We start from the raw sequence: 20132 nt of genomic DNA, 5'->3' as shown, positions 1-20132 counted from the left end.
CCACTATCTATCTGGAATTTTCTAGCATTTTTTCAATCTTGTCATGATAAAAGCTCGACAATTCTTGAGCATATTCTTCATTAAAACCTTCTACGTAAATATTAAACAATGGTTTTTCTTCATCTGGAAGTATCAATGCCCATCCTTTGTCATCAACTATTCTTGCCCCTTCAATAGTTTCTATACCAGTTTGATTATCTTCTATAATTTTTCTAAGTATTCTCCCTTTTTCTTCCCAAGGACAAAAAACCTTGTTTTTTACATAATAATATTTAGGCAATTCGTCTACTATTTTACTCAAAGCTGTTTTTTCTGATACTATAAAATCTATTATTTTCCCAGTACCCCAAATAGCATCAAAATTCAAAATGTACTGATATATACAGTTTCTATCTATTATTTCTCCCAATGTATCAGCTAAATTGGTCTTAGTTATATGCACTTTCCCATTGTATTTAGTCGCCATATTTTCCACAATTCTAGGAAAATTGTATGGAATGACTACTTCTTTCATTTCTCCACTTTTAAATCCCATAAAGAAAGAAAAAAGTGAAAACTTTTCCCCATCCAATATTCTTCCTTTGTCATCTATAAGTATCATGTTCTCGCCATTTTCACTGTATATAACTCCTAAATCAAAATTTTCTTCCCGTACTCTTTTAGATATTTTTTCATAATGATGTTTGTCACTAATTACAACTCCATCACAACCAATATTTTCTAAATACTTCTTTGCTAAATTTGAAACATTTGCAGATGCAGAATATACCAGTACTTTTAAGTTTCGTCTTTTGATTTCAGAAAGATTTTTAAGAATCTTTTCTCCTTCATTTATATAAATAGATGAAAAATTATACATTCTAGCTATATCCTCTACACTTTCTCCATTGCATCTCTTAAAATCTTCAATACCAAAAGCATTTTCAATTTTTCTCTCTAAATTTCTACTGATATTTGCACCTCTTTCATCAATGAGTTCTATATGTATTTTGTTCTTGTCATGAGAATCCGATCTAACTTGCAATCCCCCATTGGTCCTAAAATGTCGAACTGCAAATCTACACATAGGCATAGAAGCATCTTTTATATCTATGACCTTTGAACCTGTAGACAAAATCCCAGATATCAATGAACTTTTAATGAGCTCTGATGAATTGTGTTCATCACTACTTACAACAAAAACTCCTTTTTCAATTGTCTGGGAAGCAAACGCTGAACCAAGTCTTGAAGCAAATTCAGGAGTTATATCAATATTTATATGTCCTTGAATATCTCTATTTCCAAATATGTTCTTTGAAACCTTTGAACCCCAAATCAAATTTTCATTTACTTTTGTATTTTCTTCTATCAATTTATGGGGCCATATTTTAACATTTGGTGAAACAATAGCTCTTTTAGATATAGTTGAAGATGAGCCTACTACTGAACCTTCAAACAATTTTACTTGTTCCTTTATATTTACATCATTGCATATAATAGATTTTCTAGCTTCTATATTTTGAGAAAAAAATACATTTTTCCATAATATAGTTTTTTTAAGAGAACATCCCGAATCTATATAACAATTGTCACCAATAACTGTATATGGCTCTATTTTTGTTTTCCCTCTTATTGTAGAATTTTTACCAATATAAACAGGGGGAATCATTTCTACTTCTCTACCTATAAAAGTTCCATCCCCTATCCATATACCTTCTTCTATTTCTTTAGATTCAAATTTCATATGCAATTTTTTATCTAATAAATCCCTATGCGTTCTCATATAGGAATTTATGTCACCTATATCACACCAATAATCTTCAGTTATATATCCATACATAGGTATATTATCTTTCAAAAGTCTTGGAAATAAATCTTTGCTAAAGTCAAAGTTTTCTCCTTTTTTATAATAATCAAGAACCTCTGGTTCCAATATATATATACCAGTATTTATAGTATCGCTAAAAACTTCCCCCCAGCTAGGCTTTTCCAAAAACTTGCTTATCTTTCCATTTTCATCTGTGATTATAACTCCATATTCCAATGGCACAGGTTCTTTTTTTAATACTAAAGTTGCCTTTGATTTTTTATTTTTATGAAAATCTATAGCCTTGTGTAAATCTATATTTGTAAAAGCATCCCCACTTATGACTACAAAAGTATCATTTAAAAAATCCTGTGCATTCTTTACACTTCCTCCCGTTCCCAAAGGTGTTTTTTCTATGTAATAATTCACATTGACACCAAAATCTTTGCCATTGTGAAAATAATCTATAATTGACGATGGCAAATAATGTAGTGTTACAGCTATATCCTCTATATTGTGAAATTTCAAAAGTTCTAATATATATTTCATGACTGGCTTATTTAATATAGGAACCATAGGCTTAGGTATATGACAAGTAAGAGGTCTAAGTCTTGTGCCTTTACCTCCTGACATGATTACGGCTTTTATTTTAATCACTCCTTTTATTTTTGTTGCATACTTTATTGTTTGATATACTTGAAAAATATATTCATGAAAAAAGAAAAGCCGAGGATTAAACTAAATGTTCAGTTTAATCCTCGGCTTTAAAATTAAATATTAAAATCAATTTACAGAATTTATTCTTTCCATAATAGCACTTTCCATATCTTCAATTTTTGCAATAGAACTTTCCATTGTATCTGCCTTTGAATAAATATATATTTTTACCTTTGGCTCCGTACCTGAAGGTCTTATAGCATACCAAGATTCGTCATCAAATCTATATTTAAGTACATTGGATGGTGGAGTATCTGTGTAGCCTAACAAATAATCAGTAATACTTAGGAGTTTACTGTTCTTTATCTCATCAATTGGTTTAGCTCTAAAAGATTCCATTATTCTAGATATTCTATTTTTCCCCTCTATTCCTTCCAATACTATAGATATTTGTTTTTCTTTGTAGTATCCATATTCTTCATAAAGCTCATTTAAAACATCTAAAAGGCTCTTTCCTCTTTTCTTGTAATAAGCTGCCATTTCAGCAATAAGCATACTAGAGATGACACCGTCTTTATCCCTAACTATAGTATCATAAACATATCCAATACTTTCTTCATATCCAAATATAAAAGTATATTCTCCTGTTTCATCAAATTCATTGGCCTTGCCACAAATATGCTTAAACCCTGTAAGTGTCTCTACTGTGCCTATATTATACTTATTTGCAATTGCCTTACTTAAATCTCCTGTAACTATTGACTTAACTATAACTCCATTTTTAGGCAAAGAATTTTTTTCATTTCTAGACATCAATATGTAATTCACCAAAAGTGCTCCCGTTTGATTGCCATTTAGTGCAACATATTCGCCATTCTTGTCTTTAACCATGCATGCAACTCTATCACAATCAGGATCTGTAGCTATAAGAATTTCTGCATTTACATTTTTCCCTAAATTTTCAGCATATTTAAATGCCTTTGTGTCCTCTGGATTGGGGTATCCAACTGTTGTGAAATTAGGATCTGGATTTTCCTGTTCTGGAACTACAAATATATTTCTAAATCCTCTTTCTCTCAAAACTCTCCTGACTGGTATATTCCCAGTTCCATTTAAAGGAGTATATACAATATTTATATCTTTATCTATATCCTCATGTAGTGAAAGATTTTTAACCTTCTCTATATATTCATCATCTATTTCTTTCCCTATTATTTTAAGCAAACCTCTATCTAAAGCTTCTTGTCTATTTATAATATTTACATTTGAAAATTCTCCTACATTTTTGATATTGTTTGTAATCTTTTCTGCAATTTCATCAAGAATTTGAGAACCCTTTTCCCAATATACTTTATATCCATTATAATCTTTTGGATTGTGACTTGCTGTTATGACAATTCCTGAAATAGTTTTCAACTTTCTTATAGCAAAAGAAAGTTCTGGAGTTGGTCTTAAATCCTCAAACAAATAAACTTTTATCCCATTGGCAGCAAGAACTCTTGCAGCAATGTCTGCAAATTCTTTTGAAAAATGTCTCACATCATAAGCTATGACTACTCCTCTGTCCATGGCACTTTGTCCAAAAGATTTTATGGTATTTGCCAAACCCTGAGTTGCCAAAGATACAGTATATCTGTTCATTCTATTTGTTCCTGCTCCAATTTTTCCCCTTAGCCCTGCTGTACCAAAAGACAAATCAGTATAAAATCTATCTTGAATTTCAGCTTCATCATTTTTTATAGCTTCCAATTCTTTCTTAGTTTCCTCATCAAAATAGGGATTATCTAACCATGCTTTATATCTTTCCATATACTCCATTTTCTAACCTCCTTGTATCTTAATACTCATTCAAAAAAGTAAGTACATTTTTAACTTGCATTAAAACTCCAATTTTTAAACAATCCTCATCAATATCAAAATAAGGAGTGTGTCCCTCGTGGATTATGCCTTTATTTTGATTTCGTGAACCTAAATTAAAAAAAGCTCCAGGGCATTCTTCAGCAAAATAAGCAAAATCCTCTACTCCAAAACTTGGATACTTTATCTTAACTACACTATCGTTTCCAAATAGCTCCACAATATTATTATATACAATGTCTACCATGTTGTCATCATTTATTAAGGCATCATAGCTTTTTCTCCTTATGACTTCTCCACTTCCTCCCATTGAGGAAGAAACTCCTTCAACAATATCCACTATTTTCTTCATGACATTTTCTCTTGAATTAGAATCAAGAGTACGCACTATTCCCTCAATCTCCACTCTATCCGCTATGACATTTCCAGCATCTCCTCCATGAATAGTACCAAGAGAAACAACTGCAGAATTTCTAGGATCCACATTTCTACTGACTATAGTCTGAATAGAAACTATAACTTGAGATGCAATAGCTATTGCATCTACCCCTAAATGTGGATATGCTCCATGGCTATTTTCACCATGTATGATGATCTTTATCATATCTGAAGAAGCATTCATTTGCCCATATCGTATGCCTATTTTCCCTATATCAATATCATTGTATACATGAAGTCCAAATATACCATCTACTTTAGGATTTTCAAGAACTCCCTCTTCTATCATAGGTTTTGCTCCACCAGTAGTCTCTTCGGCTGGCTGAAATATAAGTTTTATATTCCCTTTAATTTCCTCTTTCAAATCATTGAGTACCTTTGCTGCTCCTAGCAATATAGCAGTATGAGCATCATGACCACAGGCATGCATTTTACCTTTAATTTGAGATTTATATGGAACATCTTTTCTATCCACTATAGGAAGAGCATCCATATCAGCCCTCAAAGCTACAGTTTTTCCATCTTCTACTCCTTTTATCATTCCAACAACTCCTGTATTAGCTATTCCCTTAATATAAGGAATACCCATTTCATCTAAATACTTCACTATTTTTTCACTAGTTCTATACTCTTCCATACCCAATTCAGGATACATGTGGAAATCTCGCCTTAAAAATACAAGCCAGTCTTCAATTTCATTAACTCTTTTTTTCAATTCATCATTATTTATCATAAATTTTCACCCTCATCCTTTTTACATCTATTTTAACATAAACTTTTTATATATTTTCTAATTGAATCTTTGGCAATTTTATTTTTATTTCCGTCCCATATCCTACCTCACTTTTGAGACTAATACTACCATTGTGATATTCTACAATATGCTTAACTATAGAAAGACCTAGTCCCGTACTTTTATTTCCTCTACTCTTATCTAGCATATAAAATCTTTCAAACACCCTTTCTTGAGCTTCTTTCGGAATACCAATTCCTGTATCTGATATTGTCAAGATAGTAGAATTGATTTCATCTTGTATTTTTACATTTACAGTTCCATCTACTTTATTATATTTAATAGCATTGTCTATAAGATTATATAAAAGTTCTTCCATCATATTCTTATCAGCTTGTATCTTGTTGTGATATCCTTGAACTATTATATTTATATTTTTTTCTTTTGCTGCAACTTCAAAACTTCGAAATATATTGTTTGCCATTTCATACAAATCCACAAAAACAAATTCTTTTTTAACAAAGCCCTCGTCAAGTTTTGACAATTTAATGACTGAATCTATTAGCTCTAAAAGTCTATTCCCTTCTTTTCTTATGATCCCTGCAAATTTAACAGTATCTTCTTTGCTTGTAAGCCCTGATTCAATTATTTCAGCATAGCCATTTATTGATGTAAGTGGTGTTTTTAATTCATGAGATACGTTTGCAGAAAACTCTCTCCTCATTTTTTCAGCCATATATTTATCTGTATTGTTCACTATCAACAACATTGCCCCTATAATCTTTTCATCATTTACAACTGGATTTATATAAACATTTAAATATCTATTAGATAAATAAACCAATATTTCTTTACTTTCTCCTGTCTCTAAAACTTTATCTAAGGTATTATTTATTTCTATATTTCTTGATAATACTATAAAACTCTCTTTGTAGTAGTTCTTGTCATCTTTGGCATCTAGCAATTTAATAGCACTATTGTTTAGAGAAACAATCTTTTTATTTTCTTCTATAAGTATAAATCCTTCACTCATATTTTCAGTAATTGTCTCTATGGTATCTGCTTTCTCTTTTAATTCGTTTACGTATTTTTTTATCTCTAAACTCTGTCTATTGACAGCTTGAGTAAATGGCAGCAATTCATCATAAATTTCAAACTCTGACAAGTTTACCCCTGAAATTATTTTATCAATATTTTCTGTTGCCATTTTTATAGGTTTTAATATTTTCTTCGAAAGTAATGACGACATGAAAAACGATAGAAATATTACCAATAAAGCAATAATAATTATTCCAGGCAATATACTACCCATGGCAGTAAAAATATTGTCATAATCCTGAGAAATTCTCAATATTGAACCATCAGAAAGTAATACAGAAAAATAATGAGTATCTTGCCCTAATGTCGTGGAATATCTAGTAGATTCACCAGTACCATTTCTTATAGCTTCCCTAACTTCTGGCCTTTCTAGATGATTTTCCATTTGGCTTTGTTTTATATCGGTATCAAATAGTACTTTGCCTTGAGAATTTATGATTGTAATTCTTATATTTGGATTCTTTTTTTTAATATTGATGAGATATTGAAAATCATCATATTTTGCATATTCAATTGTACTAGAAATAGTGTAAGCTGTATTTTTTAAAGATTTCCATTCTGAATCAAGATAAAAATTATAAAAGATGACACTTATGAGAACAGCAGTTAGAATAGAAGATAAAATCGCTAAACTAACAAAATTCAAAAAAATTTTCTTTCTCAATCTATGTCACCTACTTTATATCCAACATTTCTTATAGTTTTTATAAGTCCGCCATAATCTCCAAGTTTTTTTCTAAGAGTACCTATGTGTACATCCACTGTTCTAGTCTCTCCTTCAAATTCAAACCCCCATATTTGATTCATCAAACTTTCCCTCGTATGGACTATTTCCCTATTTTTAAGTAAATAATATAATAGTTCAAATTCTTTATAAGTCAAATCTACAGGAATACCATCTACCGTAACTATTCTCTTTTTATAGTCCAATGAAACTCCATCCAGTGACAATATCTCTTCTTTTTGTCTTGTTGAAGTACGCCTTAAAACTGCCTTTATTCTTGATATCAATTCCATTACTCCAAAGGGCTTTGTAATATAGTCATCCGAACCCATATCAAGCCCTTTTACTTTGTCATATTCAGTTGATTTTGCCGTAAGAATAATCACTGGCAATTCTTGAGTATTTATATCCTCTCTTATTCTTTTTAAGATTGTAAGCCCATCATCTCCAGGTAGCATAAGATCCAATATGACTAAATCTGGTTTAGAAGAATTAAGTCTTAAAAAAAACTCTTTCCCTTCTTCAAACCCTTCCGCTTCAAAACCGCTATTTTTAAGTGCATATATGATTAGCTCCCTAATACTCTCATCATCTTCAACACAATAAATTTTAGGCATATAATCACTCCTACATCTTTTCTTCTGATTTATGCATTCCAGTTATAGAAAACACCACCCATTCAGCTATATTTTCGGCATGATCTCCTATTCTTTCAAGGTACTTTGCTATCATCAACAAATCAATAGCTTGTTCTCCATTCGACGCATCCATTCTAATCAAAGATATAAGCTCATCTTTTATGGTAGCAAACAAATTATCTACTATATCATCATATTCAATAACCTCTTTTGCCAATTCTAAGTCTTTATTCACAAATGCATCTATGCTTTTATTGACCATTTTCATTGTAGCTTCTGCCATTTGAGGAATATGAGTAAGTTCTTTAATCAATCTATTGTTTCCTATTCTCAAAATAATTTCTGATATATCCTGCACTTGATCTCCTATTCTCTCTAAATCAGTTATCATCTTAAATATAGCCGAAATCAATCTAAGATTTCCTGCTACAGGCTGTTGTTGAACTAACAATTTTAAACATCTGCTTTCAATATCCTTCTCCATATTATCTATTTCATCGTCATTATCAGCAATTTTTTGTGCCAAAATCATATCTTTCTCTCTTAAAGCTATTATAGCATCTTGTATTGCTTTTTCCACAGCAGAACCCATTTCTATAAGCTCATTGTTCAATATTTCTAACTCTCTATTAAATCTATCTCTCATTTTAATCCCCCATTTATAATTTTTAACCAAACCTACCAGTAATATAATCTTCTGTACGCTTATCCTTAGGAATAGAAAATAAAGTTTCAGTATCATTGTACTCTATTAGCTCCCCAGAAAGAAAAAAGGCAGTCTTATCAGAAACTCTAGCAGCTTGTTGCATATTGTGGGTCACAATGACTATAGTATAACTTTCTTTTAATTCTTGGATTAGATCTTCAATTTTAGCAGTAGAAATAGGATCAAGAGCACTCGTTGGCTCATCCATAAGTAGAACCTCTGGATTTACAGCCAAAGCTCTAGCTATACAAATTCTCTGTTGCTGACCCCCAGAAAGAGATAAGGCACTTTTTTTAAGTCTATCTTTTACCTCATCCCATATGGCACTATCTCTTAAGCTTTTCTCTACTATGTCATCAAGAATTGATTTGTTTTTTATTCCATGCGTACGAGGACCAAAGGCAATATTGTCATATATACTCATGGGAAAAGGATTTGGTTTTTGAAATACCATGCCAACTCGTTTTCTCAATTGATTCACATCAATATCTTTATATATGTCCAAACCGTCTAAAAAAACATTTCCCACAATTCTACAATCGTCTATCAAATCATTCATACGATTTAGGGTTTTTAACAATGTAGACTTTCCACTTCCAGATGGTCCAATAAAAGATGTGATGCATTTTTCTTCAATATTCATATTTATACCCTTTAAGGCATGAAATTTCCCATAATATAAGTCCATATTATCTATTTTTATCTTATCCATTGTAATTCCCCTTTAACAATTTTTTTGTAAAATAAGACGACAATCCATTAATCCCTATAACTACAATCAACAATATTACAGCAGTGGCATTGGCTTCATTTGTATATAAGCCTTCACTGGAAAGAGCATACATATGAATTGCAAGAGTTCTAGCTGAAGAAAACAAGCTATTTGGTATTTTAGGTACTGTACCAGCTGTATAGATTAAAGCTGCAGTCTCTCCAACAATTCTACCTATTCCAAGTATAATTCCAGACAATATACCAGGCATAGCTACAGGAAGCACCACCTTAAATATAGTACGAAGTTTTCCAGCTCCCAAACCAAAACTAGCTTCTCTCAATGTATCTGGTACAGCCAATAGTGCTTCTTCAGTAGATCTAATTATCAAGGGTAAAATCATAATAGAAAGAGTAAAAGCACCAGCTAAAAGAGAAAACCCCCAGCCCAAAGTAGTCACAAAGAACAATAGACCAAATAATCCATATACAATAGAAGGTATTCCAGATAAAGTTTCAGTTGTTAGCCTTATAATATTTACCAATCTATTTTTATTTTTTGAATATTCCACAAGATAAAACCCTGAAAATATTCCTATAGGAGCTGCAATCAGCAATGACAAAAAAGTCATGACTATAGTAGTGACAATAGCAGGAAATAATGAAACATTCTCTGTAGTATATTCTAGAGCAAATAGGGATGGTTTAATATTGGGTAATCCCTTAACTAAAATATATCCTATAATTAAGAATAGTATTGAAAATGTAATGAATGCAGCTAGTTTTATCATTATTCTAATTAATCTACTCATCTATATCACCTTTCTTTTTAATACAGAAAATATTCCATTTATAATCAAAATAAATATGAAAAGTACAACTCCAGTTGCAATAAGAGCTTCCCTGTGTAAATCAGCAGCATAACCCATTTCTATGACAATATTGGCTGTAAGTGTACGAATACCTTTTAGTATCCCATTTGGCATCCTAGCTTGATTTCCAGCAACCATCACTACAGCCATAGTCTCCCCTATAGCCCTACCTATTCCAAGAACTATAGATGACATAATTCCAGATTTTGCTGCAGGTAACATAGCAAATATGACAGAACGTTCATGAGTAGCTCCTAAAGCTACAGCTCCTTCATAATAATCTTCTGGAACTGCTCTTATAGCAGCTTCAGAAAGGCTTATAATAGTTGGAAGTATCATTGTACCTAATAGAATAGATGCAGTCAGTATACTATTCCCTGTCCCTTTAAATATGTTTCTGGTCAGTGGAACCAATACTTCAAGACCAAAAAATCCGTAAACAATTGAAGGTATTCCTGCCATCAGATTTATAGATGGTTTTAAATATCTATAAAGTTTTTCAGGACAAAACTTTGCCAAATAAATAGCTGTAAGTATTCCTATTGGAACTCCCAACAATATAGCCCCTACTGTCACATAAAGTGAACCTAATATCATTGGAAATATGCCAAAAGAAGGGGGAATATTGGTAGGAGACCAGTCCTTTCCAAATAAAAATTTAAAAAATCCAATTTCCGCAATAGCTGGTATACCATTAGCAAACATAAATACACATATTAGGATCAGAGAAATTATAGAAATACTAGCTGATATGAAAAATATTATCTCCATAAATTTTTCTTTAAATTTAGATTTCATATTATCCCTACTTTATTTATTTATTTCACTCCATTTAGTTATCTCACCAATAAATATTCGTCTTACATCTTCTTTGGTTAGATTTTCTACAGTATTTTCATTGTTTACAATTACGGCTATTCCATCTAATGCTATAGCTGTACTTTTAAGTTCAGCACTTTCACTATCTTTTAATTCTCTTGAAGCCATTCCTATATCTGCAGTTCCATCTATTACAGCTTTCATACCTGAAGATGAATCACTTTGTTGTATTTCTATTTCCCCATTGGGGTTTATCTCTAAATATGCTTCCCTGAGTTTTTCCATCAGTGGAGTAACTGAAGACGAACCTGCCACTACTATTTTGCCTGAAGGCTTACTTCCACTATATGGACTTGCATTTTCTTCTATTGCTATATATTTGTTTTCCTGTACTACTTTCTGTCCTTCACTACTCATTATGAACTCTATAAAATCTTTAGCCAATTTGCTTAAATTATCTTTTGTTGCAATATTAAAAGGTCTTGCAATCTTATAGCTTCCATTCTTAATATTCTCTACAGTAGGTGCCATTCCATCAATGCTTATGGCCTTTACCATATCATTTAAAGAACCAGTAGATACATAGCCTATAGCATATTCATTTCCTGCAACAGTAGTTAAGACAGTATCTGTTTTCATTTGTGTAATTGCTTCTTTTGTAGTCTTGTCAATTTTTGTACCATCTTGAGCTTTTTCTTCTATTCCAAAAAGTTCTACAAAAGCTCCTCTTGTACCTGACCCCTCTTCTCTTGTCACTACTACAATCTCATTTTCCGAATCAAATGTTCCATTGTTTTTACTTGAATCTTTAGCTTTATTTTCTCCTGTACATCCTGATAAAAGACCAACAACCATAACAGTCAACAGCAAAAGACTTATAAGCTTTTTCATCATATCCACCTCATCTTTTTATTTTGTTTACATTTCCATATTAAATCAACATTGTAAAATCTAATATTTCCTATATGTAAAATCTATGTAAAAATAGAATTTATGTATTAAAAAAGCCTATATAGCCGAAAATATCATTACTCATTATAATAACCTCGCTAAAGCTTTACCAAACTCCCAGTCTAACTGGTAGCATTCTTTAGGCAATAATAAAGACAGGCTTTTACACCTGTCTATTGGCTCTTATGCATCAAACCGTTTCTTTTCGTCTTTGAAGTAATCCTTTTGGTCCACTTTACTTTATTTAAATCTAAATACATATACTCACGATTGGTTTTCATTTCTTGGAATCCAAAAGAAGAATAAAAGCTTTTTAAGTGTTTAACTAAAATTCCTCTTTCACATATATCCATATTTTCTTTAGAATCAAATTCAATATCATCAGTAATTGGATCTGGAAAAAGTCCAATATACCTTACATTATCTTCAACATAAGCAGAAATGTTTTTTATAAATTCATCTAAAACTATTTTCCCTACTCCATTGCCCCTGTATTCAGGATAAATATAAAACCTATCTAAATGGTAAATATTTTCCCCTTGGGTTTTATAACAAGACGTTTCCTTAATTAAATCTCTAGATATATCAAAAGTTTCTTCATTGTAATAATGTAGTAATGAAATTAATTCATGATTCTGTTTGTCTTTGCTTAATGCCGATAGATTGAAAAAATGCCCTGTTAATTCTCCTATTTTTACTTCCCTGTCATTTATCAATTCACAAATATCTAAATAAAGTTCCTTAGTATAAGGATAATAATCATGAGATAGCTTTGAATTTTTCTTTAAATAAATAATAAAGTCATAATTAATGTCATGTGCCTCTTCACTGTCAGTTACAATAATCCCAATCCTCCCAATTTCTTATTTGCAATATCTTATAAAAATATTATAAACCTTACTTTAAAAAAATCAATAATTCCTTCCCCAATTTTGCAGCAAATAATTGAACAGAAAACACTATATCCTCCGATGCACATGACAGTCCCATATGGTATCCTACAATGTTTCTGTCATATACATCTAGAAAGGAAGCTATATAAAAAAACCTGTCTTCACCATGTATATAACCATATTTAATATCTACTTCCCAAAGAGAATTTGGTTTTGTAATCTCTCTATTTTTTGCTATTTTCCTTGGATACTTTGATTTAACTATTCTTTGTGGTCTTAATATATTTAATTCTTTACATAGTCTATATACTTTCTTTTTATTTATGATTAAATTAAATTTTCTCCTTAGTATTATGGTTATTTTATAATAGCCATAGCATAATCCTTCAGATTCAATGATTGCTATTTCAAGATCCTTTTCGCCTAATAGCTTCTTTAGTTTCTCATTCTCCTTATCCAAAGAGGAATTAGTGCTATGATCTATATTAAGAAGGTTATTCGTTTTGTTAGCTTCCTTTGATTACCTAATCCATCTTGTAACCGTGCCTGGAACAATATCGTGCTTTCTTGCTACTAAAGTTGTATTACCAACTTCCTCTACTTCTTTAACAATTTGACGTTTAAATTCTTCTGGATATCTTGTATTTTTGCTTCTCATTCTGGCAAACTCCTATTTATTATATTTTTCTATAACCGTGTGTGATTGTCCAAAACGGTTAGGGGGCTAAATAGAATCTTCACTGGCTTTTGGGGTAAGTTTTAGACTATAATTATTCTTTGACATGTTTTTCTCTTAAATCTTTAAAAACACTTTCAGCATCTAACAACATTTCTCCGTTTTCAATTTGATTTTCTGCTTCAGCTAACTTTTTATATAAATCTACTTTAGCTAACTTTCTTTCATATGTTTCCATGCTCATAATTACTAAATCGCCATAGCCATTTTTTGTAATGAAAATTGGCTCTTTACTTTTATGACAAAGTTCAGAAATCTCAGTTGTATTTCTTAAATCCTTTATTGGTCTAATTTCAGGCACAATATCAACTCCTTTATTAATATTATGCATTAATTATAGCATAATTATGTTTTAATCACAAATATCAAATGGTAATTTTCTGCTAAAGCTTCATCTATTATAGTAACAGGGCATTTTTATCCCCCAAAACAACAAACCCCTTGAAATCAAGGAGTTTGTATTGTATCAATATTTAGTTTATGTATGTCTAATGACTCAAATTTTAATACAATTTAGCAATATTCGATTAACGCTAAATTGTGCACCTAGCTACAAAGGCTTTTTAAAATATATATTCTATTTTATAGATAGGACATGATTAAGATAGTATAAAAATTTTTTCTTACTAACTACTCCTATAGGTATATAATTATAAATTATGTGTAATTAAGGAAATTGCAACTTATCTTCGTGAATTTTTCATTCTGTTTCTCTAATTTGTTCTTTTAACTCATCTAATTTTGTTTCTTCACTAAGTTTAGGTTCCAACAGTTCAACTGGTTTTATATTAGGGTCTAATATTGCTTCTAACAGTTCAATAGGTTTTGTTGTAGGGTCTAATACTGGTTCCACTAATTCAATCGGTCTTATTTCTATCTCAGCTAATAACTCTTCGTCATGCTCTATTTTTAGTTTTTCATCAGATTCCATTGCTAATCCTTGTTCATCTCCAACAGTAAATATAGTTAAAAACATCACTAACAGCAATGTAAAAATTTTCTTAGTCACTAATAACCCTCCTTACTTTTGAAATATTTTAAAACACATGGTATTAACCTAACTTCCTATAACTAATGAACATAATTCTACATATACATCAATTGTTTTAATAACATATCCTTGATTGCCTTTATTCTATCAAATATATTAGCTAATTTCTATTAAATTTTATTTGAAATAAAAAACAACCCACTAGTCTAAAACATTATCGCCTTAAAACCAGTGAGTTTTACTTTTTATAAACCTTAATTATTCCATTTTACATAATTATTTTTCTTTAACAGGAATCCAAATTTCACTGTAATAATTTTCATCTTGAGTGCCTTGTGGATAATCAGCTGGATCAGTGTACATCTCAATATTATAACCTGCTGCAATTTCATAATCCTTGCAATTAGGAAGCCATTCTGAGAAAATTTTTTTATTCACATCTTGCAAAGATTTTGGCATTGCACCCTTACAAGGAAAAATAGCCCATGTATGTTTAGGTATAACCTTTGTAACAAAACCATCAGGTATTTCCAAAGATGGATTATAATCATCTGCAATTAAGTACTCGAATTCATCTGAATCCATCGTGCTCTCAGCTATACATATCCCGTACATTCCACATACAAACTTACCCTTTCCTGTTTGATAATGCTCTGTCCAAAACTGTGGAATTTTCATAGTTGCATTGTCATACTTAAACATCCTTGATATCCCCATAATAGTGAATGAATCTTTTTCAACAATTTTGTAATCCATAATATAACCACCTTCAAGTTCAATTTTTCTATAATTCATTATTAGGTCCTCCAAATACCAATATTTATGTAGTTTTATTGAATTGTCTATTATTTTAACTATACAATAGATCCATTATTATAATCACATAACCTTCATTTCCTTTATTCTATCAAATAAATTAACTAATTTCTATTAAATTTTATTTGAAATAAAAAACAACAACAAACCCCTTGAAATCAAGAAGTTTCTATTGTATCAATATTTAGTTTATGTATGTATAAATTATATTAACGCTAAATTGTGCACACCCCTATTTAAATTTATTTCATTTCTATCTTATTATATATTTCGACAAAAGCGAGGTCTACCTGGTACCTTTGCGAGGGGGAGATTTTTTCCCCTGAGTTTCCCCTGGGCTTGCTATAATCTCTTCAAAAAGAAGTGCTCTGAAAAACCATCAACTTTATTTTCATAAGACCCAACTTCTTCATATCCTAGCGAATGATAGAAGTCCCTGCCCTGCCAATTAAAGGTATCTAATCTAATCATATTTGCCCCCATTAATTTTGCACGTTTTTCGATTTCATTCATTAACAACGTACCAATTTTATTTTTCCTATAATCTTCATCAACAAATACAGTAGAAACATATAATATTCTAAATGCAGTCATACATGCATCCACTCCAGCAATTAATTTATCACCATCTTTTACACCAATTTTTATACTACCTGAAATTTTATATGTTGCATACTTTTTATCATATTCATCGAGACGATTTTCAATATCCTCTACCTGCGTATCATTAAGTTCAATAATCTTATAATTCATAAATTCAATCCTCCTAAAAGTATATTTAATATCCACATCATATTTTTCTACTTTTCTGCTACAAATAATAAATGATTGCTAGCTCCTAAAAATTCAGGTTTCTCACAACAATAGAAATGATAACTTAACCATTGTTCATAGCTTTCATCATCCATTTTATTTATCTTATCTTGAAGAAGTTCACTTAAGCCATCTGCAGCTACCTCTGAAATAATATTTAGTTCTGCATCCTTTAATAACTTTCTACAATCATCTACTGTATGAAAAATAAATGGAAAGTCAACGACCTTAAAAGTTTTATGATTATATGAATCCTCTAATAAAAAATTCGGATTATATAAAAAAGTTTCGGTTGTAATAATCATATCATTTGAAATAAAGGCAAAGAAAATCTTTCCATTATCTTTGCAAACTCGTTTTACTTCGCTTATACATTTCATTCTATCTTCCATTTTAGATAAATGATATAAAGGCCCAAAACATAATACGATATCATAGCTTTTATCTTCTATTATTGATAAATCTAAAGCATTTCCCTGAATTACTTCTATTGACATTTCTTCATTTATCTTTTCCTTTATTTGCTTTACATGTTTTTCTACTAGCTCTACTGCAGTTACATCAAATCCTTGTTTTGCAAAAAATATGCTATATTCTCCTGCTCCAGCACCTAAATCAAGGATTTTCATCCCAGGTTTAAGATGTTTTTCAATCTGTCTTACTGTTGTCAGAAACTCCACTTGAGTTGCTTTTGTTGATAGTCTTGTCTCTTCTTCAAATATGTCATACAAAGCTGAGACTCTATGAGATTCATTCCCTATTTTTAATAAATCTTTTATTCCCAAATCCTTCACCCCTATTTTTAAAATAATCATTAAAATACCCATTGCATTAACTTAATTAACATCAAATTCCATTAATTTGAAAACTCTTCTTTCCATAAAGTTATATTTCATCTTTATTTTTATATAAATTCCATATATCCTTATTACATTTTATCTGATTTATTGCTACATATAGTATAAATAATGTGTCATTAATCGGGCGACCAAAGGTCGCCCCTACCCATTGATATCAGAATATCGTAGGGGCTAGCTTTGCTGGCCCGTTATTCCACTTAATTCTACATATACATCAATTATTTTAATAACATATCCTTGATTTCCTTTATTCTATCAAATAAATTAACTAATTTCTATTAAATTTTATTTGAAATAAAATATGACCCGCTAAGTCTAAGGCTTTATAACCTTTAAACCAGTGGGTTCTGATTTTATAATAATTCCTGTTTAATTTTAGCTCCATCCCTGAAGTGGAATATTATATTATTATCATCTCCTATAACTACCTTATCTATAGTAGAAATCCATAAAGCTTCATCAAATTCTATTAAAATTGTATCTTGGCTTTTAAGTCTGTCTATGAAGGTATCTATGCTATCTTTTCTAACCTTGTTTTCTTGCTGCTTCCCCAAAATAAGAAACTCCTTGAAATCAAGGAATTTCTACTGCACCCTTGTGCATAATTTAGCACTAGAGTGTGCAGTGGTTTGCTATAAAAAAGTAGCTAAATGTCACTGTGGCAGCGATTAATATTTACTTTTTAAAGTAAGCTTTAGAATCATTCATAACTTCTAAAAATCTCTTATGACTATATTTATTTCTAACTTCTCTGAAATACTCCATATCCATATATTCCCTCATTACCCTTGATTCAAATGTGACTTTAGTTACTAAATCTTCCATATATACTACTTTCCCATATTTTATAACTTGAAATTTCAATACTTCATCTACGTTATTTAAAATAACTAAATCTATGTCTTCTCGATTAAATATTCCAACTAGTTCATCTAATATATCTAATTTAATAAACCCATCTACTTCACTATCAAAATACATAGCTATAATATCCAAATCACTATCAGCTCTATTTTCTCCTTTAGCATAAGAGCCAAATATATAGATAAGTTTTATTTCATAATCGCTAACTAATTTATCAATATGCTTGTTTAAAACTTTTTCTATTTCATTGATATTTCTTTGCATTCGTAACTCATCCTTATTATTTATAGTTTTCTTTTAACCATTTATCTACATAATCCATATATTTAATAAAATCATCTAATTCATTCTTTAATATATATATAATCATATCTTCATCAATCTTCGTATAGTTATGTACAAGTATATTTCTCTCAATTCCCCAATATCTAATCATATCTTCTTTCAGATTGTCTTCATTAACATCAAAAGAAACTTGCTTTAGAAAAATTAAATTATTCTCTAATTCTTTAAATTTTCTACATATAATATCATATACATCCTTAGTCATATATAAGCCTCCATATGTTTTACTCACTGTTTATAGTTTACCATAAATTGTGTGAAAATGTAAATGGATTATCATCAACTTCTATAACCTCTTCTAAAATATCTTTTTTATTGCCGAATCCTTTTTCGTTGATAAACCAATTATAGGGTCTACCTGGTACCTTTCCGAGGGGGAGAGCCTTTTCCCTGGGCTTACTCAAATTTAAAACATTTTACAAAATTTATAGCATAATTAATTCTAATGGCAGTTAATCAGCTTCCTTTTCCATATATTTATTATAAAGCTTACAAAATAACCCAGAGTTACTCATTAACTCATTGTAAGTACCTTATTCTGAAATTTTGCCTTCTTCAAGAACAATAATCTGTTCTGATAACTCTTTTATTACATTCATCTTATGCGAAATTATAATACCATTTTTATTTTCAAGATGTCTTTTCAATACATTTAAATTTCCTTGTTCAGAAAATATATCTAAACTCGTAAATGGCTCATCTATAATGAAAGGTCCATCATTTTCAGGTAGCAAAAACCTAGCAAGACATACCTTGTTCTTTTCACCTCCTGAAATATTTTTACCTCTCTGCCCAAAATTTCTATCATCAAGATATCCTATTTCTAACTCTTCTATCAGATTATTATACTTTTCTTCAATATAATAATCCCTAGACAAACATATTGGAGCAATACTAGTAGCAATATGTTTGATGTCTTTGCCCTGTAAATCATCTAAAATCTTACCCATTATTTCTACATCTTCTAATTGTGATTTGTCGATACCGTATATACTTAATATTGTGCTAATGTAATTTTCCACGGCTTTCTTATCTTTATTTAATTTTCGACCTTCTATCAACCATGTTAAGCTCTCATTTATGTCAACCGTTAACTTTTCTAGTTCCCTATAGTATTCATCTTTAGATAATCCATTTTTACCTAGTGTAATATTGTACTTTAAAGTCTCATCAAAAATCTCAGGATCTTGACTATATAAACGCAAACTTGAATAAACCATTAGTCTTGGTGTTTCTTGAACATTTGTTTTGCCATATAAAACCTTTCCTTGATTAGGTAATATTTCACCCATTAGCATTTTTATTACTGTAGTTTTGCCCTCACCCGATAATCCTACCATCCCAATTTTTTTATCTAATTTCAAATCAAAGTTCCTGATGATATGTCTATCTTTATCATAGGAAAAAGTACAATCCTCTAAAGAAATTATATTGCTTTCTGGCAACTTTGTTTCAGGAACGATGTCCAAGCCTTCTTTAATTCTACCATGTAATGTTTCAAATCTATTAATTCCACTATAAGCTTCTTGGATTGCACTAATAGGTATAAATACTAAATTAAAATATGATATCAGAGCTATAAACGATGATATTTCCAATTTATTATTTAATATGTCTCTCATAGAAAAAATAAAAAATATAGTTAAAGCAGCAGTTTTCACTGAATTTATGGCAGTTTTCCCTACAACATTAGCCGCAAAGGCTGATTTAAAATACCCATCCCTCTTTTTAAAAAGACTATTTAAATTAGTTTCACATTTCTCTACATTAGTATACCCCATAATACTTCTTCTATTTTCAATAAATTCTAGTACCTTGGGGTTT

At 30.3% G+C, this 20132-nt stretch carries 22 protein-coding genes; all 22 read right to left on the bottom strand.

Annotation, left to right across the window (positions count from 1 at the left end; translation table 11 throughout):
* Nucleotides 1-7: 7 nt before the first annotated feature.
* Nucleotides 8-2443 (bottom strand): sugar phosphate nucleotidyltransferase, encoded by a 2436-nt coding sequence (locus ACFWUA_RS08410; protein WP_416197598.1) that lies wholly within the window; start codon nt 2441-2443, stop codon nt 8-10.
* Nucleotides 2444-2569: 126 nt separating this feature from the next.
* Entirely contained in the window at nt 2570-4261 is a 1692-nt protein-coding gene (locus ACFWUA_RS08405; RefSeq protein ID WP_416197597.1) for a phospho-sugar mutase, read from the bottom strand.
* A 19-nt stretch (nt 4262-4280) separates the two neighbouring features.
* A complete protein-coding gene (locus ACFWUA_RS08400) occupies nt 4281-5471 on the bottom strand; it encodes a M20 metallopeptidase family protein (protein ID WP_416197596.1) in 1191 nt (396 codons plus the stop codon).
* 46 nt (nt 5472-5517) lie between these two features.
* Entirely contained in the window at nt 5518-7233 is a 1716-nt protein-coding gene (locus ACFWUA_RS08395) for an ATP-binding protein (RefSeq protein WP_416197595.1), read from the bottom strand.
* A complete protein-coding gene (locus ACFWUA_RS08390; RefSeq protein WP_416197594.1) occupies nt 7230-7910 on the bottom strand; it encodes a response regulator in 681 nt (226 codons plus the stop codon). The genes ACFWUA_RS08395 and ACFWUA_RS08390 overlap by 4 nt, the downstream gene beginning before the upstream one ends.
* Before the next feature lie 10 nt (nt 7911-7920).
* Entirely contained in the window at nt 7921-8577 is a 657-nt protein-coding gene (gene phoU, locus ACFWUA_RS08385; protein WP_416197593.1) for a phosphate signaling complex protein PhoU, read from the bottom strand.
* 22 nt (nt 8578-8599) lie between these two features.
* Nucleotides 8600-9349, bottom strand: coding sequence for a phosphate ABC transporter ATP-binding protein PstB (gene pstB / locus ACFWUA_RS08380; protein ID WP_416197592.1), 750 nt, complete (start codon nt 9347-9349; stop codon nt 8600-8602).
* Nucleotides 9342-10160: a phosphate ABC transporter permease PstA gene (gene pstA, locus ACFWUA_RS08375; protein ID WP_416197591.1), complete on the bottom strand. Its 819-nt coding sequence runs from the start codon at nt 10158-10160 to the stop codon at nt 9342-9344. The genes pstB and pstA overlap by 8 nt, the downstream gene beginning before the upstream one ends.
* Nucleotides 10161-11018, bottom strand: a complete 858-nt coding sequence (gene pstC / locus ACFWUA_RS08370) for a phosphate ABC transporter permease subunit PstC (RefSeq protein WP_416197590.1) — start codon at nt 11016-11018, stop codon at nt 10161-10163.
* A 12-nt stretch (nt 11019-11030) separates the two neighbouring features.
* Complete coding sequence (locus ACFWUA_RS08365; protein WP_416197589.1) at nt 11031-11930, bottom strand: substrate-binding domain-containing protein; 900 nt, start codon at nt 11928-11930, stop codon at nt 11031-11033.
* Nucleotides 11931-12163: 233 nt separating this feature from the next.
* Entirely contained in the window at nt 12164-12706 is a 543-nt protein-coding gene (locus ACFWUA_RS08360; protein ID WP_416197588.1) for a GNAT family N-acetyltransferase, read from the bottom strand.
* A gap of 181 nt (nt 12707-12887) precedes the next feature.
* Nucleotides 12888-13343, bottom strand: a complete 456-nt coding sequence (locus tag ACFWUA_RS08355) for an IS3 family transposase (protein WP_416197587.1) — start codon at nt 13341-13343, stop codon at nt 12888-12890.
* Between the two features lie 60 nt (nt 13344-13403).
* Nucleotides 13404-13541: a transposase gene (locus ACFWUA_RS08350; protein WP_416197586.1), complete on the bottom strand. Its 138-nt coding sequence runs from the start codon at nt 13539-13541 to the stop codon at nt 13404-13406.
* 112 nt (nt 13542-13653) lie between these two features.
* Nucleotides 13654-13920 (bottom strand): type II toxin-antitoxin system Phd/YefM family antitoxin, encoded by a 267-nt coding sequence (locus ACFWUA_RS08345; RefSeq protein ID WP_416197585.1) that lies wholly within the window; start codon nt 13918-13920, stop codon nt 13654-13656.
* Between the two features lie 399 nt (nt 13921-14319).
* The gene (locus tag ACFWUA_RS08340; RefSeq protein ID WP_416197584.1) at nt 14320-14628 is read right to left on the bottom strand and encodes a hypothetical protein; all 309 of its coding nucleotides are present in this window, start codon (nt 14626-14628) and stop codon (nt 14320-14322) included.
* 258 nt (nt 14629-14886) lie between these two features.
* Entirely contained in the window at nt 14887-15405 is a 519-nt protein-coding gene (locus tag ACFWUA_RS08335) for a GyrI-like domain-containing protein (protein ID WP_416197583.1), read from the bottom strand.
* Nucleotides 15406-15768: 363 nt separating this feature from the next.
* Nucleotides 15769-16179 carry a GNAT family N-acetyltransferase gene (locus ACFWUA_RS08330; protein WP_416197582.1) on the bottom strand — a complete coding sequence of 137 codons (411 nt, stop codon included), beginning with the start codon at nt 16177-16179 and terminating at the stop codon, nt 15769-15771.
* A 47-nt stretch (nt 16180-16226) separates the two neighbouring features.
* Complete coding sequence (locus ACFWUA_RS08325; RefSeq protein WP_416197581.1) at nt 16227-17024, bottom strand: class I SAM-dependent methyltransferase; 798 nt, start codon at nt 17022-17024, stop codon at nt 16227-16229.
* Between the two features lie 428 nt (nt 17025-17452).
* A complete protein-coding gene (locus tag ACFWUA_RS08320; protein ID WP_416197580.1) occupies nt 17453-17653 on the bottom strand; it encodes a hypothetical protein in 201 nt (66 codons plus the stop codon).
* A gap of 121 nt (nt 17654-17774) precedes the next feature.
* Nucleotides 17775-18227, bottom strand: a complete 453-nt coding sequence (gene mntA, locus ACFWUA_RS08315; protein WP_416197579.1) for a type VII toxin-antitoxin system MntA family adenylyltransferase antitoxin — start codon at nt 18225-18227, stop codon at nt 17775-17777.
* Nucleotides 18228-18243: 16 nt separating this feature from the next.
* Nucleotides 18244-18513 carry a HepT-like ribonuclease domain-containing protein gene (locus ACFWUA_RS08310; RefSeq protein ID WP_416197578.1) on the bottom strand — a complete coding sequence of 90 codons (270 nt, stop codon included), beginning with the start codon at nt 18511-18513 and terminating at the stop codon, nt 18244-18246.
* 328 nt (nt 18514-18841) lie between these two features.
* On the bottom strand, nt 18842-20089 hold the full coding sequence (locus ACFWUA_RS08305) for an ATP-binding cassette domain-containing protein (protein WP_416197577.1): 1248 nt from the start codon (nt 20087-20089) through the stop codon (nt 18842-18844).
* Nucleotides 20090-20132: the final 43 nt, after the last annotated feature.

This window comes from Sporanaerobacter sp., from assembly GCF_047830725.1.
Classification (GTDB): domain Bacteria; phylum Bacillota; class Clostridia; order Tissierellales; family Sporanaerobacteraceae; genus Sporanaerobacter.
This window is presented reverse-complemented; position numbering and strand designations above follow the sequence as displayed.